This window comes from Aquiflexum balticum DSM 16537 (assembly GCF_900176595.1).
In the GTDB taxonomy this organism is placed as follows: domain Bacteria; phylum Bacteroidota; class Bacteroidia; order Cytophagales; family Cyclobacteriaceae; genus Aquiflexum; species Aquiflexum balticum.
Map to the genome: position 1 here is coordinate 5,145,029 of NZ_LT838813.1, position 18,594 is coordinate 5,163,622.

Genomic DNA, 18,594 nt, shown 5'->3' on the forward strand with positions numbered 1-18,594 from the left:
ATGGATGTCGGATGCTGGATGACCGATGACCGATGTAGAGTCGTTATAAGAAGCGAGACTGAAGGCAGTAAGTACAATGTACTAAGTACCAAGTACAAAGAATGAGAAAAGTATCCGTTTTGAGGTGGGGCTTGCAAACCTAAAGGATGTGAGTGAGACACTCACATCGGCATGATCGATGGGGTATGGCCAATCACTTCACCGGAACCAACTTTGCTTTGAGATCGGGGTCAGCCATATCCCTATCGAAAGGAAACATGGGGCGGTTGATGCGTTTGAACTCCAATCTGTCCAAATCCTGATCTACCCCACCTGGAGTCAAAGCCATGATCCAATCTGCCCGCATATCATATAATTCAGGAACCAAGTAACCAATCTTTACTACCACAATATCCGATTCCCTCGGGTTCAGACCCAAATTGGTAAAATCAGCTTCATAGTGATAGGGTTTACGTCTTTTGGTCACTATTACAGATACACTGCCGACTTTGACCACCACTTCTGTCTGCGCGTGCTGGTCTCCATGTTCGATGGCAGTGATCGTCCCTTTTATTCGAATCGGGGGAGCATATCGGTCATCCACCATAGCGCCTGCATTACCTTCCACCACAGCCCCTACTCCGGCTTTGACGGCCATTTCAACCAATTCAGGCCCCGGAATAGAAGCATAAATTAATGAAGGACCCTTATCTGTTTTGAACTCGGGACGGGAAAGAATTTCATTTAGTGTCCAAGTTACATCCCCTGCCCCACCGGCAGTCGGATTATCTCCCATATCACTGATGATAAACGGTCTCTTATCGCTTGCAATAGCTTTATCCAGACTTTCCTTCAAAGTGGCAGTGGGTGCAATAAAATCAAACTCCTTCCTTACCTCCCAAAAACTTCTGGCCAAATATTCGGCACCATCAGTTACTTTTTGTTGATCATCTCCTGTGACCATGACATAGGCTTGGTTACGCGATTCATCGGCCCAAGCATAGCCAATCCATATTCCTGCATCCACTACCCCTTCCTGATCCGCAATCGGGGCAACTTTATCATACAAGCTCTTGGCAGGTTCAACTCTTGTGCTTGTTTTTTCACCTGGCAACAAAATAGGTACAGCCACCCAAGCTTTGAAGGCAGGTTTGCCAGTTCCTGATTCCAACCTTTCCAAGAGGTTATCCACCGTACGTTTTTTTGATTCCATGGCATCTTCATGGGGGGCCATCCTATAACAGGTGATCAAATCTGTGTTTTCAGCCAATCGCCAAGACACACTGCCATGCAAATCCATAGAAGTGGAAATGATGGTTTCATCACCGATGACTTCCCGGATCCGGGTGATCAAATCCCCTTCCGGGTCATCCATTCCTACCACACTCATGGCACCATGAATATCAAAGAACATCCCATCATAAGGAGCATTTTCGCGAAGTTTATCCAGCATTTCGGTCACGAGGGACTCATAGGTTTCCCTTGTCACCGCCCCTCCAGGTAAGGATCGGGCATACAAAGCTGGAAACCAGTTGGCCCGGTTTCTATTGGTCGAATCCGCCGAGAAAAACGGATAAAGGTTGAAAATCTCCTCGCCCCTGCTTACCCTAAAAGCATCCATTTCGCTCACTGCCGGAGAAAAAGTACTCGATTCAATGGCTATCCCTGCGATGGCAATCCGGGGCAATGAATGGGAATTCTCACCAGTATTTTCTTTTTGGCTACAAGCGAGCAATAAAATACAGATCAATATCAATGAAAGGAAATTGGTGGTTTTGGTCATGTTTGATTGGATTAATAAACCCTTAAAATACAGGATTTTTAAATACAAAATCTAATTTCACAACGACATTATACCCTCAAATTGCAGCATATTCTCAATCTGTCCAGCTTACCCCCTGCTAACTGCCTACTGCGACTGCCTACTGAAAACTGCCCTCTGAGACTGCCTACTGATCACTGCTCCCAAACTTCCCACTCCCCAACATCGGTCATCCGACATCGTTCAATAAATAGTATTTGAAGACCTGCACTCAGAAATTCACAATTCAATATTTCAGAAAATCAATGAATTAAGGCAAAGGAAATCATTTTTGACCGATAGGGATTTGCAAAATCAAAGTTAAGGGCTACATTTGCAATCCGTAATCGAGCGATTCGTTAATTATCAAACAGAGGAGTGGCAGAGTGGTCGATCGCGGCGGTCTTGAAAACCGTTGTACCGTGAGGTACCGGGGGTTCGAATCCCTCCTCCTCTGCGAAAATGGCTTACAAAACGTTCAAATTTGAAGAATTAAAGATTCTCCAGATTTGAACGAAATAAGCCGAGAAATTGAAAAAGTGGATTTAAAGCGAATTTAAGCACATTTTCAACCAATTTTAATTCATTTTATTGATAAAAAGCCTACAGTCCGCAAACTGTGGGCTTTTTGTTTTTGGTGCGAAAACCACCAAATTTTTCAAAAATGCCCAAAATTCTAGAGCGTCATTCGTGGCGTCCTTTGGTTTCAAAAAAAAGACGCTTTTTAGGTGGTTTAAACTACTGAAAAACAACATGTTCAATAGCTGAATATCTTGTATTGGTTTGCCTGTTTTTCGACATTTATTAAACCAATAAAAAACAACATTATGCTGGACAAAAGCTTTGGATTGATGTTTTTTCTAAAAACAACCAAAAACAGTAAGAAATCGGTGAAGTATATCTACGCTAGAGTGACCGTAGACGGTGATTCAAGGGAAATCTCCACAAAAAGGGTTTGTGAGGTTCACAAATGGAATCAAGGACAGGGAAGAGCAATGGGAAACAAAGAAGAGGTAAGGCAACTAAATGCCTTTCTGGATTCTTTTCAAATGAAAATCCTACAGGCCAAGATAGTCCTGATGGACAACAACAAAGATGTGACTGCAGAAAACATCAAAAATGTACTACTTAGAAAAACTGAGGATCGGAAACAAATATTGGAGGTCTTTCAGGCACACAATGAACAGCTAGAAGCTCTCGTAGGAAAAGGCTTCGCTGCGGGGACCCTTCAGCGGTACAGAACATCTTTGGACCATACCAGGTCATTCATTCAATGGAAATTCCAAAAAGATGACATTGAAATCCACCAACTCAATTATGAATTCATTTCAGACTATGAATTCTGGTTGAAAACTGTCAGGAACTGCAGCCACAATACTACGGTAAAATATCTGTCAAATTTCAAAAAGATTGTTCTCTCCTGTGTCAAAAAAGGATGGCTGATCAGGGATCCGTTTCTTGGATACAAAATGGTGAAAAAGGAAGTTGTCAGGGAGGTATTGAGTAACGAAGAATTGAACAGTATCCGAAAAAAGGTTTTTGGTATTGAAAGATTATCACAGGTCAGGGATATATTTCTTTTTTGCTGCTATACCGGACTTGCCTATATAGATGTCAAAAACCTGAAAAAGGAACAGATTAAACTGGGTATAGATGGTGAACAATGGATATTTACCCAAAGGCAAAAAACAGAAACCCCAACAAGGCTACCTTTACTCCCACAGGCCCTGTCAATTATCCAAAAATATAAGGACCATCCATATTGTGAGAATAAAGGATATATATTACCTGTTTTGAGCAACCAGAAAATGAATTCCTATTTGAAGGAAATCGCTGATGTCTGTGGCATCAATAAACAGTTGACATTTCATATCGCCAGGCACACATTTGCGACTACAATTACGCTGGGCAACGGTGTACCTATCGAAACGGTCTCTAAAATGCTTGGCCACAAATCCCTCAAGCAGACCCAGCATTATGCAAAAATCCTGGATATCAAGATCAGTAAGGATATGCAAAGACTTAGGGAAATGATGAATAAAAAAAATGTTTAAATATTAAGAAATTCAAAGCATTGCCAGTGAAGTATCTCAAGAACTCTCTTTTTGATAATCAGATGCATATATTTAAAGACCCGAATGGTCCTAATCCAAAAACAGGGAGGGCTGAAATCGTAAATCAAATTATTCTGTGCAGCTATTTTTTTCGAATTCCTTCCTGTGTCACCATCATTTCCCAATATCCTTCAAATAATACTGTACCTTCTCATTACCCTTTTCTTCCAATCCATCCGCCGGAATCAATTCCTTTACTTCCTTTTTGATTTTATTGAATGATCCGATCTCGAAGCCGATCTTCAACTGAAACCTGTTTTTGTACAGACTCGTCTGCTTGTCAAAGAAGGGGTCAATGGAACCGATCACCACGGACCGGATGGTCTTGCCCATCGGGATGGTTCTTCCCAGAGCAAAACTGGAAGCCCAGGCTTTCCCCGCAAAATCCAAGGACTCATAGCCTGCAGGATGAGAAATGGTAACCCGGTTACGGTTAACCGTTCCCTGTGCAAACCAGTTTCCTTTGGTTAGGCGTAATCCGGTAAATCCGCCTATCCCTTCTCTTCTGAGTGTTTCCTCATCGTCAAATAGCTTTTTCCATGTCACCCCGCCCAACAAACTGACCTGCTGCGAGAAAGAATAGGCAAGCCCAAAGTCCAGCAGCAATCCATCCCCGAAGGAAGTCAACGGGTCATACCACAACATTGTTCCGATCCTTTGGACAACAGGAGCACCTTTTAGTTCGTTTGGTTCAAAAAATGCTTTCTTTTTGTTTTTCAACTCGGGTGGAATGGTTTTAATGTTTCCCAGAGAATCAATTTGCAGCTTTGAAAAATCCTTTCCTGCCTTTTGGATATATTCGTTGGAAATATGACCTGCCTTCTCTTTTGCAAGTTCCTTGGCCTGTTCAAAAGGGATTTCTGATGGCAGGCCTTTTTTGGTCAATTCTTCTAAAGCATCCTTTCCGTAAAAGTCACGGAGCTTTACATTTGTAGGATCAAATCCTTCCTTCATCACTTCGGTAAGCTCTGCTTCCACTTTTGGCATCAGCCATTCATTGGTGAGTGCTTTGAGGTTTTCATTGTTCAGGTCCACGAGAGATTCCAGTTCATCAACATCTTTGATATCTGCAATCCTTGCCTTGGATTCATTCACCCTTTCCAGAGTAGATTTAGCTGCATTGCTGATTTCCTCCCCGGGAATATCATCACTTGCTATCAGGCTTTCCAGCGTTTTGCTTTCCTGTTCCAGCACCTGTTTGCTTCTATCCTTTGCCAGGGTAAAAAGACTGTCCCTTTGGGTGCTGTCAGCGGTAATTTCCTTGATTTTTCTCATTTCTTTCCGGAGAGAATCATAAGACCTTTTCAAAGACTGGATCTGTCTGAGTTCTTCCAGATAAGGGATTTCAGGTTTGGCGGGCAGTTTGGGTATGCCTGCTGTCAGTCCACTTTTGGAGGGGAGAGTGGGTAATTTTTGTGCCTGAGCTTCAGTCCAAAACATGCAGACCAAAATAAAAAAGTAAATAGTCTTTATTTTCATTCATTTTATTTTTTAAAAAGTACAGTTTATAGGGTATTATTCATTCCTTAAATGATAATATTTAGTGGATACCGATGGTGATAGTTATTCAATTCTACCCTATTATCCTTTCAATAATGTAATCCATGATAGAAATCATGATGCTATTGGACTAGACAACCGTTAGCTCAAATGGAAGATAGTTAACCATAATGTGAATTACAAATTCATTGGGATAGAAAAAAGTATTTACGTTAACCTGAGGCCAAAGCCAAAATTCACCCAAATTTTGAACCATGGCAAATACCGTGGATGAACTCTACAAGGCATCACAGCTCTTCAACATGACCACCGACCAGATACTCGCATATGACGGGGATATCCCATCCGAGGTCGTCATCGAGGACAAGACAGCCGTCGAACAGCTCAGGCTTATCCAGCAATTGGAGGAAGAGGACAGACAGACCATATTCAAGCTGATCGACAAGATGCTCACCAACAAAAAGTTTAAAGACTTCTTCCAGAAAAATGTCGCTGCGCTATAAATGGAAAAAAACCGGCCAGGCCGGTTTTTTGAGTTCAGGGCTCTATTTTCTTAAGTAGCATAATCCTATTAGATCATCTGTATAGTATAAATCTAATATCCCCTTTTTGGGTTCGATACAGATCTCTGTTTCCTCATCATATGCATAGCATTCTACATCAAGATAATTCATAGGCTTTAACTTAACCCCATTAATTACTGGTGCGTTATCCCTTCTTGACTTTAATTCTAGATCATAATATTCCCCTACAGCTATCTTTTCATCACAATCACCCCTTACTTCATCTGCTTTACCGACAACTATTTTGTAGAGACTGCCTTGTTTCTCTGCATATATAATATGCCAAGAGTTCATAGCCCTTATCTTTTTAATAAGGTACTTTGAATCATCATTTCTATCTTGATTCAAGCCTTTTGAGCCTGAACAAGAAAGCAGCATAAATAAAGAACATATAAATACAATGGCTTTCATATTATTGCACTTTTTGGATGACAACTTTATTGCCCTTTTTGTCTTTAACATACCAATCAGCACTTTTTACACCTGCTGGATAACCGCCTGACGGAGCCATTTTCATCTCTTTGCCTGATGCATCATATATTCTTTCAAAAATAGAACCCGACTGTTTTGTGGCTCTGCCGTGTGCCCTCGGATATACAGAGCCGGCCTTATTCGATGCGGGAGAAGAAGTTCCTTGCTTCTGTGATATCAATCCACCCTGGTAAGCTTCTGTAACTTCGTGTAACATATCGGCTCCCGGTTTTCCGTGAGCCGTACTCATCTTCCCTAAAACCCCTGGATTTACTTCCTGTTCGGCAACAACTATATTACCGTCTGCTCCCTTTGTAACAGTATTCCCGGCAAAAGCACCGCCAATGTATAAATCGCCGGATGATGTTGTTGTTGTGTTTTCTGCGTTAACATTAACTACGATAGAACTGTTATCTATTGCATTGGTTAATTGTTGAGCATCATTAGAAAGCTTGCCTTCTCCAACTTGGGTATAGCTTACTTTCCCATTTGCATCCATTGATAAGTTAAGCTGTCCTTGTACTGAGGCTTGCAATTCATTAAAAGCGGCTTGACTTTCCGAACCTTTTATGATCACATCCCAAGGTGCCCTTCCGTCTGGATCAATGAAACGAAGAGGATTATTGAAAGAGAAAGAGTACGGAGACCAACTTGGGAACTGATCCGCCAACGGATCCACACTGGTCCAGCGCCCCATTACCGGATCGCAATAACGTGCCCCGTAATCATATAAATTGAGATTTTGGTCGTCCAGCAGTTCCTTGCCGTTGTAGAGATACTTATTCCTCTTCACCCCGGCATACTCATACCCGATCCCTTTAAGCTCCAATCCCCAAGGGTCATAGTGAGTTTCCTGAACGATGGCCGAACTCACACTCATCACCATCATATTGTCAAACCAAACGTCTTCGGAAGTCTCATTGACCACAAAGGTCTCCATATATCCGTCTTTCGAAATATACATATTCTCTTCCAAGACTTCATGCTGGTTTGCTGCATTTTTACTCAGGACTCCTACCCTTCAATCTGGCACCTCACTAAAACAGTCCACAGGACTGTTTCTTCACGTTCGGTCCTCTACTTCGTAGCGGTTGCTGTCCCGGTCGTAGAGTGCATATATCAGATATGCCTCCGGGGCCTCTCTTTTCTGGAGATCCTTGCCCAGGATATCAGCCAGGTTAAATAATGCTATCGGATTTGCACCGCCGGCATTTTGGGTGAACAGCGCCAGTTCGTTCAGGTCCGCCACCAGTCTTTTCACGCCCCCCACTGCCATAAAGCTCCCCGCATTCGCCTTTTGATTCTTGTCGTCCACATATTTGCCGTGCACCTGTAGCTTCAGACTGTCACCCGCATAGATTTCCTGGGTCCTTCCGGGTCCTAACATTCTCCCCCGGTCTGCATTCAGCCAGGCAACCTCGTTGCCGCCTTCGGTCACATTATGCTCAGGTTCTGTCTGTCTGGATGCCGATACCATGGAAAAATCCACCTCTTCAGTTTCCGCATTCTGAATCTCCATGGTGGCCATAAAGGTCTGAATATTCGGGCTGCGCAGTACCTGTCGCACATTCCCAAGATGGTCCTTTACGTAAAATTCACTATGGAGACCATCCGGTTCGGATACTATCCTCCCCTCCTCATGCACCAGGTAATCCAAAGCGCCGTCCACAAGCACCACTTCCCCGATGTAATCCTGTGCCTTCGTCAGAGATCCGCTGCTGTTATATACCTTCTGCGTCAGTTTGTTGCCCTCCGCATCGTATGCGAGCCTGATCTTGCCCCCGTGGTGAAACTTATCTTCTCGGGCAGGTTCAGGTGGTTGAATTTGATCTCCGAAATACGTTTGTCCTTGCTTAGTGGGCAATCTACACCTAGCCCCTATGCCACTCTTTACCCAGGTGGGGATGCCGTCCCCTCCATCGAGGCGGCAAAAAAAATAGTCGATGCCTTCGGCGTATCCCTGGACTACCTGGTCGGCGAGGGGGTAAACAGCTCCTTCGACAAAAAAACCGTCAAACGCCTGCAGGACATCGAAAAACTGCAACCCGAGGACAGGGAACACATCTTCGCCCTGATGGACGCATTCCTGTTCAAGTGCCAGGTCCAGAACTCACTCAGCGCATAAAAACACAAAAGCCCGAACATCGCTAGGCTTATTATCTCAATATAGTATCATCAGGTCAACTTTATAACCAGAACAAAAAGACCAACCACCACTATAAGGCCAAGTAGGATATTTGAAAAACCATGCATGATGATTTCCGATTTCTGGCTTCCTTTTCTTCCGTCCCACATTTCCTTAAAACTTATAACCTCTCTCCCCCTTACTTTGTGGAGCACCGCATATACGACCCATTTTGTCAAGGCTCCAACAAACTCGAAGAAAACCGAACCTATTATACTATCAATCATTTTTTCTTATCCCCGTTCTCTTTTCTTTTCCTGTTGAAAAAATTGAAGTCAATATTCCGGATCCAACTAAAGGGAGATAAGCTGTAATAGGTAACAACCAAGAAAATAATCCCTATCAATATCAGAAGGTGCCCGCCCAAACCTGACAATTTCAACGTTCTGCTATTCACACCATAAGCGGCCAGATCCTTAACTATCATGACACCCCCTAAAAGAATAAACAGAACAGAAAGTACCAATGGGAATATAAACAAGATGTTTTGTTTCTTATACATGCCTTTTCACTAATTCCCGGACCTATACTTTAGATATTTCAGACTCTCACAAAAGGACTTCATTACCTCCTTTTCCAAAGAATCAGCCCAATCAGGATTATTTTCACCTCTATAGCAGGAGTACAACGCAAGCAAATAACCGTGGGCATCAGGAGAAAGCTGGCTGGCCCCTTTTTTAATATTCCATCCGCCCCTTAAATCACTTGACCATGTATTCATTTTAATAACCGAGCTGTTTGCATTGAACACTCCAAATCCAAAAAGAATAAGTGCCACCTCAATAGAAACATCATCCTCTGAGAATTCCTTTCCCTCTCTCCTTGATTTCAGCCGGATCAATTCAAACGCAATGGACGCCACCAAACAACTGGGATCATTTAAATACTTATGGTTGATCAATATTTCAACACTTCCATCAGAGTATTCCGTAAACTTACTGGAAGCAGGCTCACTGCCTTCCTCTGAAACCATGATAACTCCTGAATCCAACACAACATCCTCCGGGTCGCTGAACAGACCCAGCTCCACCATACTTGTGTCCACATCAATTATAGCCCCAAGTTTTTGAAACAGTATTTGAGCATAGGTTTCATCTCCACTAAGCCCCATCCCTGTTATTTCCTTGGGATCAGTATAAACGTTGGAACCCAAAACAAACTCTTCTCCAAACTCCTCGATTAGATGGGAAAAGACATTATCCAGCACAGCCCTGTCTGTGCTCCCAACAGGACACTTGGGTTTTTTCTTAAAAAGATTAATTACCTGGTCTAACCACATCGTTCCTCCTTTTCTCTGTCTCATCAGGCTTTTGCCCCTTTAACATGTTCTCTATCACTGACAGGGGTGATGGGCCGGACAATACCCTGGACAGTCCCATTTTCATACTTTGCTCTTCAATTGGAAGCTGCCAAAACTCCTCTGCGGACAATCCCCCCCTCGCTCTTTCCCTGACGCCGTTTTCCCATTGTTCCTGTAGTCCCACCAGCTCCTGTGTCGTATTGTAATCATCCACAAAATAGTCCGCGCCAATGGAAACCTCAAACTTACCGACCTCATCAAATGATTCAACCTTTGTTATGGTCTTAGCATCATCTAAGATCTGGACAGCTAATTTGGTGGCATTGCCCCAAAGGTTTCCAAAAGTATGGGTATTATCGAAATTTTCAGCCGGCCCAGCAGACGATGTAAAACCGGACATATTTCTCCCTCCCCCTCTACTCGTATGGAATCTTTGTGTCTTTACAAGCGCCCCTTCACTTCTGCCAATTGTCGCAATACCGGAATTGTGCATCCTTGCTGTCTGGGAAACAGTTCTTCTTAGGTTAGATACGTTCGCTACCCTTACGTAACTTCTTACAGCGGGTCTTGCCCCTCCCGGACAACATGGCATCATACCGTCTGGGTCATTCCATCTTATAGGGTTATTCCACATGCCAGAATAGGGTGACATTCCAATCTGCTTCGAATGGTCTGCTAATGGATCAACAACACTCCACCTGCCTATAGCAGGGTCGTACATTCTTGCCCCGTGGTCATAGAAATTAAGATTCAAGTCCTCGATGAGTTCCTTTCCGTTGTAGAGGTACCTGTTCACCTTAATCCCCTATACTTTTATCTCGGGCCTCCAAAGTTAATTATTCAACAATATTTTCAGGATAAGTTATATCTGTAAAATAAAAGGTCCTAACTTCCTGCTTTGATATTCCGCTAATAAATACTCTTTTAGCTCCCAGAGGACTCTCTTTCCCACTAATTGAAGCTGTATCAAATTTTTCAACTACTGTGATCAAAGGGTCATTGAAATTGCTGTATCTCTCCCTATTAACAATAACTCCATTATGATCAACATTAAATAATAAAACATCATCTCTGTTTGAAGTCCATGCAAAAGAGAAAGTGCTTAAATCAACTTCATCTACTCTTTCTATCAACCATAAGGTATCAAATTCACTTTTGAACAGTTCATTAAAATCACTTTCATTATTTGCCATTCTTCTTGAATAATCAAGGTTTTTCGCAATTGTTGGATTAAGCTTTCTTTGATCAATATAAAGTTTTTCTAGGATATTGCTTACGCCTTTATTCATTTTCAATGGGTAGCAACAAGAACAGAAAAAAATTAATATTATTGTCGAATACATCTTTATTTTCATTTTTAATAAACGTATGGTAAATAAATTGGACCTACTTTCATTTGATAGAAATTACTGAATCCATTTTTTATTATTTGGGATTGTTTATCTGGTATTAAAGAACCGGAACTTAATCTTTGCAAACCATAGTGAGTCCTTAATGGCAATCCTAATTCACCTCTAATTTGATTTTCTCGATGGGTCGCATATTTCTCAGCTTGTGGATATTTATTTGAAGTCCAAGTCCTTGAAGTATTTAATGTCCCCTTAACATGGTCTTCTGCATGGGCTAGTTCATGCCCCAAGCTTATGAATGATTTTGGGTTTTGAAGTCCCATTTCAGTTGGAATTAAACTTTTACTTTCAGTATTCCAAGAAACTTCTTTTTTACTAGGACTATACCCATTGCTTTCAGAATCAGAAATTGACATTTTTTCAGTGCTTGATATTAAGGTATTGATCATTTCATTACCAGCGTTACTTTTTTCGAGTTCATTTAGCCCGGACTTTACATTATTCACAAATTGATCAGGCCCGGAATATTCTGCCCCATTTTGAAAATTAAAAGTACCGTTGTTGTAGTGTAGGGATATATTGGCATTAACCCCTCCAAATATAGTTGGTATAGCAAATTGTGTATTTACAACAATACTGTCCCCATTTATATCAATATACTTTATTGGGTTATTTGCTCCATATTGGTAAGGAGATAATCCATAATACTTTTCTGAAAACCTGTCTATGCGGTTAAATCGACCGATTGCCGGGTCATACATTCTTTGGCATAATCATATAATTGAAGACCGTTGTCCTCAATCAGTTCCTTTCCGTTGTAGAGGTAACTATTTTGCGTAAACTGGTTCAATTATTTCGATTCCCGTACCTTCATTTGGTGAAAATCGAAGATAATGAATTTTTAAAGGCTCTTGAACATTTAGGTTTTTTATTCTAGTTTCTGTAAATGGAGGATATTTAACAATAAATACCCAGTTAATTTGTTCAGGATAACTTATTAATTCAAAATCGACTTTGGGAAAATAAAGAATATGATCATCAAATTGGAATAAAACTTGAACAAAATCTACCGTCTCACAAAAAACTGGCAATGTTAAATTATTACCTTTAATAATTCCTTTATATATTTTGTCATTTATAATAAATTCAATCGAAAATGTGTTATAAAATTTCAATTTCGACGTCTTCTATTTGAAAAGTTATCTTAATATCTATATCTTCGTCATTATGTATCATTTCATTTGAATGTTTACACATCATAGAAAATGGGATTATGCAAAACAATAAAAGGTTGTACAACATATTTTTAAGTCATTTTTTCCCTATAGTTCTAAATTTGTCTAATGGTAGAGTTCCAATAGTCTGAGTTGCATTATAGATAAAAACTTTATTCACACCAGCACCTAAGACATAATGAGGCCCACTCCCTTTAATAGCTACATTTTTGGCTGCCGAATAGTCCCCTGGTGAGGGTGATTGCTCAAAGCCTTTACCATCTTTTGTGCCACTTGGATGTACATGGTAAGTTCCAGAAATTCTATAATCTGATGGAACTGAACTCGGGTCTGCTGGGTCAGTTGTGTTAATTTGGGCTTTGGAATTTAATTTCATATCCATATTGGCCAATCCAGGTTTGGCTTCAATAGCTAGTTCTTTCCCTCTAGATACTCCATACGAACCTCCTTCTTCATGAAATCCGCCCTTTGTATCGCCTACCGAGACATTTGGTAAATTTGACCGATCAACAGCATCCCCCATTTTTTGACGTACATTAATACTTGGTAATCTAATTGCCGAAGAAATTTCATTTAGTTGAGTTGTTTCCCCGACTGAATTGTTTGCCATAATAATTCCTCTTTCAGTAGCATCGGTTACTAAATATAATTCATCATCTTTTTTGCCATCTTTACCTATAACATTTCCATTTTCATCAAGGAAATCCCCTGGAGCCATCCCATCAGGATCAATAAACCTGATCGGATTGTTGAAGGCATAATTGTAAGGGGAATGTCTTCGCATCTGCTCAGAAAGAGGATCTATTACACCCCATCTCCCTATCGCCGGATCATACATCCTCGCCCCATAGTCATAATATTGAAGACCGTTGTCCTCTATTAGCTCTTTCCCGTTGTAGAGATACTTATTCCTCTTCACCCCGGCATACTCATACCCGATCCCTTTAAGTTCCAATCCCCAAGGATTCCCGATACGCAGCGCTATCGGGACAGGCTATAATGGGTCTCCTGCACCAGAATCGACCCCTGACTAAGGACTTTGAAATTGTCAAACCATACGTCCTGGCTAGTCTCATTAACTACGAAGGTCTCAATATAGCCATTTTTTTTGATCGCAAGCTTCTCTTCCAGTTCTTCGTGTTGATTGGCTGCGTTTCTTGTGAGGACTCTCTTGCCGACCTCATATCGGTTACTGTCTTTATCATATAACGCATACATCAGGTAAGCTTCCGGGGTCCCCCCTCTCAGTGTAGTATAAGCCTTAGGCGGCACCTGGGTGAGTTTGCAACTCATATCTTTAAACTGAACCAAAAAACAGAATAAAGGTGTAGCCTGATTTGCAAATTAAGTACAGCAATGCTGATACTGCGGTGTAGGGATCACACCTTTATTTTTTCCTCTTCGAATCTGAATAGTACCCAGGCATGAAGAACTCCTTCAATGCTCCATAACGATGAGTTAAGAACAAGAGGGGATACTGTTTTTATAAACCTTCTATCCTATGTTAAAATATTCTGTCGGACTGGATGTTTCTAGTAAATCTATCAATGGCTGCTTATCTTCCATAGATAAAGGTCAAAAAGTAACGGTGAAATCCACCCAGACTTTCCCAAATTCAAAAACCGGTTTTAAATCGATGGATTCTTGGATCAAAAAAAACCGAAAGGATGAAAACGTCCCTTTGGTAATCTGTATGGAAGCTACGGGGAATTACCATGAAACCTGTGCTTTGTACCTGTTTGAAAAGGGCTATTCTGTATCTGTGGTTTTGCCTACCAAGGCGAAAAACTATCTTCGCTCACTTGGAAATAAATCTAAAAACGACACGATCGATGCCCGGGGATTGGCTCAGATGGGAGCCGAGCAATGCCTGTCTCCCTGGTCGCCGTTTGGCAGGTTTTTCTATGAACTCCGTTCCCTGACCAGGCATCACCAGAGCCTGCAGGAACAAAAGACAGCTTCAAGAAATCAGCTCCATGCCATTAAAAACGGCATGTATTCTTCCAAGGCAGTTGAAAAGCAGTTGGAAAACATGATCAAACTGATCGATAAACAGCTAGAACAGCTTGAATCCACAATCAAAAACCACCTCCAATCCAAGGCAGAAGTATGGGGCAAGGTCGGGAATATCTGTTCGATCAAAGGAGTGGGTATCCTTACAGCGGCAATAGTTTTGGCCGAAACCAACGGCTTTGAACTTTTTGAAAACAACAAACAGCTGGTAAGCTATTGCGGATATGATGTCGTCGAAAACCAATCCGGAAAAACCAACGGAAAAACCAGGATCTCAAAAAAAGGAAACTCAAGGATAAGGCGCGCGATGTTCATGCCGGCATTCCAGACAATAACCTATCAGGTCAAACCTTTCTACAACTTATTCAACCGCACTTTCGAAAAGCATGGCTTGAAAATGAAAAGCTATGTGGCTGTCCAAAAGAAAATCCTAACTACCATCTATGCATTATGGAAAAACAATATGCCGTTTATTGAGGATTATCAACCCGAAATATCCAAAGAACAGGAGCTGGAGCTTCCCTCTCCGGTCAGCTTTGAAAAAGCTGAAAAAAATAGTGCCGATCAAGTCGGCACTACACAAGGTAAACATCCAAGTGAACGATCACTGTATGCTTCCTCTCCGGTATCGTAAAGGTAAAAAAAATTAAAATAATCTTGATTTTAAAGATAGTACCTACACCCTTCTATCAATTCCAATTTACAATTGGAAAACACACAAATTCAACAATAATCCACTTCTATCAGACCTTTTAGCCCAGAATAATTTCTCGCACTGGAAAATAGATAATCCTCAGGCTTTTCCACAATGCCTGCCCTTACAGGATTCTCATGAATATAATTCATCCTACTTTCTATCATCTCCGGTCGATAAAGCTCAATGGCATGGTTTTAATCTGTCTATAATTTAATTTTCAAAGGTCAGATTGAATCTCGCAAAAAAAATCATACAATCATGAACCGATTTCGTCAGGCTCGATTTCATGTGTCCAATACTTCATTTCCCCCTCGCTAAAACAGTCCACCGGACTGTTTTTTAACGCTCGGTCCTCCTCCTCGTGGATAAGGTAATCCAAAGCCCCGTTTTGGTACACATACTCCCCGATGTAATCCTGTGTCTTCGTCAGAGATCCGCTGCTGTTATATACCTTCTGCGTCAGTTTATTGCCCTCCGCATCGTATGCGAACCTGATCTTGCCCCCTGTGGTGAAACTTATCTCCTCGGGCAGGTTCAGGTGGTTGAATTTGGTCTCCGAAATCCGTTTGTCCTTGTTGACCCGTTGGTTCCCGTTGTTGTCGTAGAGATAATTTCCCGATGCACCGCCACTAGCCAGCAGAGCTCTTCAACATGACTATTGACCAGATACTTGCATATGACGGGGATATCCCCTCCGAAGTCGTCATCGAGGACAAAACTGCCGTCAAACAGCTCAGGCTTATCCAGCAATTGGAGGACTAGGACAGACAGACCATCTTCAAGCTGATCGACAAGATGCTCACCAACAAAAAATTCAAAGACTTCTTCCAGAAAAATGTCGCTGCGCTGTAAAAGCAAAAAGCCCGGACTTGCCGGGCTTTTGTTCTATTTTTTGTTCTTCAAAATATCGTCGGCATATTTAAACATTCTTCACCAAACATCATAAGTTTCTTCCCCTCTCAAAATAGCTTTTGAATTAAATATTGATCCACCAATCAACTCTAAATGCCCCAGTTTTGGAAAATTAAATATAACTGGCAAATGAAAAAACAAATCACGTTTGGGGGTTCTAACGATACCCTATTTGGGTCCCGGATGATTATTAATAATCAATTTTGAAACCTACAATGATATATCTGCAGCAAGGGCCAACCCTTTATTGGTTATCACCTTTCCTGACGATTCATCTGTTGAAAAGGGTTCTTTGTGCAAAAGGTCAAAAACTTTTTGCCCTATCCTTTTTAAGGATTTTTCATTATCACAGGTAAGGTCTTCATCAAGGACAGTGAGCAGGTACTCAACCCTGTCATCTTTTACAGACATAAACCAATCAAAGTACACTTTTGCCTCTGTATAACTCCATTCTCTCGGCTTCTTAGAATTGACCTCTTTAGGAGGAATAAATAAAGGATAGTCTTTTATATTGACCATAAATTCCACATAATTCTTAATCAAAGTCCTAATTGGTAATAGGTTTAATTTTCAATTTTAAACATTTACAAAGAGTTGTATAGGTCATGAAGATATTCCTCGTTATGATTATTTAATAGAGTATTGGTTTCATCTTTAGAATAATACAGCTTGAGGCTTCCTTTATTTGGTGAATTTTCAATAGCCCTAACTTCGTCAAGTACACATAAAAACCCAAACACACTAGTATCTACGCTCATCCCAATCACTTTTTCAACAAAAAACTTATCTTTTTGATTCAAGTTATTATACCATTTAGAAATTTCTAATAACTCTTTTTCGGGGTTCCTTCCTGCAGGAGATTCAAGATTATCCAAAACATCACTTATCGCCCCCTTAGAAACTGTTATTTTAATTTTCTTTATAAATTCATCAGATTTCATGCACTTTATGGTTTCTTAATATATGGTATTGGGTAAGTTTCTTTATTCAATTGAATAAGCTGTTGTAAATTTGAATTTGGAGCATTTATATGCTTTCTTAAATTAAAAATATCATTTGCTAATTGACTTCTTGCATTCCCCCCCTCTGGGCGTAGTCAAACGATGAATGCTAGGACTGGGTGTAGGTACTATCTTTAAAATCAAGATTATTTTAATTTTTTTTACCTTTACGATACCGGAGAGGAAGCATACAGTGATCGTTCACTTGGATGTTTACCTTGTGTAGTGCCGACTTGATCGGCACTATTTTTTTCAGCTTTTTCAAAGCTGACCGGAGAGGGAAGCTCCAGCTCCTGTTCTTTGGATATTTCGGGTTGATAATCCTCAATAAACGGCATATTGTTTTTCCATAATGCATAGATGGTAGTTAGGATTTTCTTTTGGACAGCCACATAGCTTTTCATTTTCAAGCCATGCTTTTCGAAAGTGCGGTTGAATAAGTTGTAGAAAGGTTTGACCTGATAGGTTATTGTCTGGAATGCCGGCATGAACATCGCGCGCCTTATCCTTGAGTTTCCTTTTTTTGAGATCCTGGTTTTTCCGTTGGTTTTTCCGGATTGGTTTTCGACGACATCATATCCGCAATAGCTTACCAGCTGTTTGTTGTTTTCAAAAAGTTCAAAGCCGTTGGTTTCGGCCAAAACTATTGCCGCTGTAAGGATACCCACTCCTTTGATCGAACAGATATTCCCGACCTTGCCCCATACTTCTGCCTTGGATTGGAGGTGGTTTTTGATTGTGGATTCAAGCTGTTCTAGCTGTTTATCGATCAGTTTGATCATGTTTTCCAACTGCTTTTCAACTGCCTTGGAAGAATACATGCCGTTTTTAATGGCATGGAGCTGATTTCTTGAAGCTGTCTTTTGTTCCTGCAGGCTCTGGTGATGCCTGGTCAGGGAACGGAGTTCATAGAAAAACCTGCCAAACGGCGACCAGGGAGACAGGCATTGCTCGGCTCCCATCTGAGCCAATCCCCGGGCATCGATCGTGTCGTTTTTAGATTTATTTCCAAGTGAGCGAAGATAGTTTTTCGCCTTGGTAGGCAAAACCACAGATACAGAATAGCCCTTTTCAAACAGGTACAAAGCACAGGTTTCATGGTAATTCCCCGTAGCTTCCATACAGATTACCAAAGGGACGTTTTCATCCTTTCGGTTTTTTTTGATCCAAGAATCCATCGATTTAAAACCGGTTTTTGAATTTGGGAAAGTCTGGGTGGATTTCACCGTTACTTTTTGACCTTTATCTATGGAAGATAAGCAGCCATTGATAGATTTACTAGAAACATCCAGTCCGACAGAATATTTTAACATAGGATAGAAGGTTTATAAAAACAGTATCCCCTCTTGTTCTTAACTCATCGTTATGGAGCATTGAAGGAGTTCTTCATGCCTGGGTACTATTCAGATTCGAAGAGGAAAAAATAAAGGTGTGATCCCTACACCGCAGTATCAGCATTGCTGTACTTAATTTG

Annotated in this window: 20 protein-coding genes and 1 tRNA gene; 4 read left to right on the forward strand and 17 right to left on the reverse strand. The window is 41.1% G+C overall.

Features of this window, described 5'->3' with window-relative positions; all coding sequences use genetic code 11:
• Positions 1-193: 193 nt before the first annotated feature.
• A complete protein-coding gene (locus B9A52_RS21735; protein WP_084122715.1) occupies positions 194-1,762 on the reverse strand; it encodes a M81 family metallopeptidase in 1,569 nt (522 codons plus the stop codon).
• Between the two features lie 390 nt (positions 1,763-2,152).
• On the opposite strand from B9A52_RS21735, the gene B9A52_RS21740 reads away from it, so the two are divergent.
• Together B9A52_RS21740 and B9A52_RS21745 are read left to right on the forward strand one after the other, a co-directional pair.
• Positions 2,153-2,237 (forward strand) — tRNA-Ser (locus B9A52_RS21740).
• A gap of 370 nt (positions 2,238-2,607) precedes the next feature.
• On the forward strand, positions 2,608-3,834 hold the full coding sequence (locus B9A52_RS21745; protein WP_084122716.1) for a site-specific integrase: 1,227 nt from the start codon (positions 2,608-2,610) through the stop codon (positions 3,832-3,834).
• A 174-nt stretch (positions 3,835-4,008) separates the two neighbouring features.
• Here the strand turns inward: B9A52_RS21745 and B9A52_RS21755 are convergent, their stop codons facing one another.
• The gene (locus tag B9A52_RS21755) at positions 4,009-5,373 is read right to left on the reverse strand and encodes a hypothetical protein (protein ID WP_157370252.1); all 1,365 of its coding nucleotides are present in this window, start codon (positions 5,371-5,373) and stop codon (positions 4,009-4,011) included.
• 275 nt (positions 5,374-5,648) lie between these two features.
• Between B9A52_RS21755 and B9A52_RS21760 the strand changes: the two genes are divergently transcribed.
• Entirely contained in the window at positions 5,649-5,897 is a 249-nt protein-coding gene (locus tag B9A52_RS21760; protein ID WP_231955355.1) for an XRE family transcriptional regulator, read from the forward strand.
• Between the two features lie 42 nt (positions 5,898-5,939).
• On the opposite strand, the gene B9A52_RS21765 is transcribed toward B9A52_RS21760, so the two are convergent.
• The 11 genes from B9A52_RS21765 to B9A52_RS21820 all read right to left on the reverse strand — a co-directional run bounded on the left by B9A52_RS21765 (position 5,940) and on the right by B9A52_RS21820 (position 13,452).
• Positions 5,940-6,368 (reverse strand): hypothetical protein, encoded by a 429-nt coding sequence (locus B9A52_RS21765; RefSeq protein ID WP_157370253.1) that lies wholly within the window; start codon positions 6,366-6,368, stop codon positions 5,940-5,942.
• 1 nt (position 6,369) lies between these two features.
• On the reverse strand, positions 6,370-7,404 hold the full coding sequence (locus tag B9A52_RS21770) for an RHS repeat domain-containing protein (RefSeq protein ID WP_172805261.1): 1,035 nt from the start codon (positions 7,402-7,404) through the stop codon (positions 6,370-6,372).
• An 87-nt stretch (positions 7,405-7,491) separates the two neighbouring features.
• Complete coding sequence (locus tag B9A52_RS21775) at positions 7,492-8,490, reverse strand: hypothetical protein (RefSeq protein ID WP_157370254.1); 999 nt, start codon at positions 8,488-8,490, stop codon at positions 7,492-7,494.
• A gap of 113 nt (positions 8,491-8,603) precedes the next feature.
• The gene (locus B9A52_RS21785) at positions 8,604-8,840 is read right to left on the reverse strand and encodes a hypothetical protein (RefSeq protein WP_084122722.1); all 237 of its coding nucleotides are present in this window, start codon (positions 8,838-8,840) and stop codon (positions 8,604-8,606) included.
• Entirely contained in the window at positions 8,837-9,115 is a 279-nt protein-coding gene (locus B9A52_RS21790) for a hypothetical protein (protein ID WP_084122723.1), read from the reverse strand. Before B9A52_RS21790 ends, B9A52_RS21785 begins: the two co-directional genes overlap by 4 nt.
• Positions 9,116-9,124: 9 nt before the next feature.
• Positions 9,125-9,916: a hypothetical protein gene (locus B9A52_RS21795; RefSeq protein ID WP_157370255.1), complete on the reverse strand. Its 792-nt coding sequence runs from the start codon at positions 9,914-9,916 to the stop codon at positions 9,125-9,127.
• On the reverse strand, positions 9,870-10,709 hold the full coding sequence (locus B9A52_RS21800; RefSeq protein WP_197687253.1) for an RHS repeat domain-containing protein: 840 nt from the start codon (positions 10,707-10,709) through the stop codon (positions 9,870-9,872). Before B9A52_RS21800 ends, B9A52_RS21795 begins: the two co-directional genes overlap by 47 nt.
• 40 nt (positions 10,710-10,749) lie before the next feature.
• Entirely contained in the window at positions 10,750-11,268 is a 519-nt protein-coding gene (locus B9A52_RS21805; protein ID WP_157370256.1) for a hypothetical protein, read from the reverse strand.
• A 2-nt stretch (positions 11,269-11,270) separates the two neighbouring features.
• Positions 11,271-12,023, reverse strand: a complete 753-nt coding sequence (locus B9A52_RS21810) for a M91 family zinc metallopeptidase (protein ID WP_084122727.1) — start codon at positions 12,021-12,023, stop codon at positions 11,271-11,273.
• A gap of 66 nt (positions 12,024-12,089) precedes the next feature.
• Positions 12,090-12,437: a hypothetical protein gene (locus B9A52_RS21815; protein ID WP_084122728.1), complete on the reverse strand. Its 348-nt coding sequence runs from the start codon at positions 12,435-12,437 to the stop codon at positions 12,090-12,092.
• A 136-nt stretch (positions 12,438-12,573) separates the two neighbouring features.
• Positions 12,574-13,452, reverse strand: coding sequence for an RHS repeat-associated core domain-containing protein (locus tag B9A52_RS21820; protein ID WP_197687254.1), 879 nt, complete (start codon positions 13,450-13,452; stop codon positions 12,574-12,576).
• Positions 13,453-13,998: 546 nt separating this feature from the next.
• On the opposite strand from B9A52_RS21820, the gene B9A52_RS21830 reads away from it, so the two are divergent.
• Complete coding sequence (locus B9A52_RS21830) at positions 13,999-15,144, forward strand: IS110 family RNA-guided transposase (RefSeq protein ID WP_113926323.1); 1,146 nt, start codon at positions 13,999-14,001, stop codon at positions 15,142-15,144.
• Between the two features lie 89 nt (positions 15,145-15,233).
• Here B9A52_RS21830 and B9A52_RS26410 read toward each other — a convergent pair whose 3' ends face one another.
• The 4 genes from B9A52_RS26410 to B9A52_RS21850 form a co-directional block, all read right to left on the reverse strand.
• On the reverse strand, positions 15,234-15,356 hold the full coding sequence (locus B9A52_RS26410) for a hypothetical protein (RefSeq protein WP_262483135.1): 123 nt from the start codon (positions 15,354-15,356) through the stop codon (positions 15,234-15,236).
• Positions 15,357-16,329: 973 nt separating this feature from the next.
• Positions 16,330-16,638: a hypothetical protein gene (locus B9A52_RS21840; protein ID WP_084122731.1), complete on the reverse strand. Its 309-nt coding sequence runs from the start codon at positions 16,636-16,638 to the stop codon at positions 16,330-16,332.
• A gap of 65 nt (positions 16,639-16,703) precedes the next feature.
• Positions 16,704-17,060: a hypothetical protein gene (locus B9A52_RS21845; RefSeq protein WP_084122732.1), complete on the reverse strand. Its 357-nt coding sequence runs from the start codon at positions 17,058-17,060 to the stop codon at positions 16,704-16,706.
• Positions 17,061-17,287: 227 nt separating this feature from the next.
• Positions 17,288-18,433 carry an IS110 family RNA-guided transposase gene (locus tag B9A52_RS21850; RefSeq protein ID WP_113926323.1) on the reverse strand — a complete coding sequence of 382 codons (1,146 nt, stop codon included), beginning with the start codon at positions 18,431-18,433 and terminating at the stop codon, positions 17,288-17,290.
• Positions 18,434-18,594 lie beyond the last annotated feature (161 nt).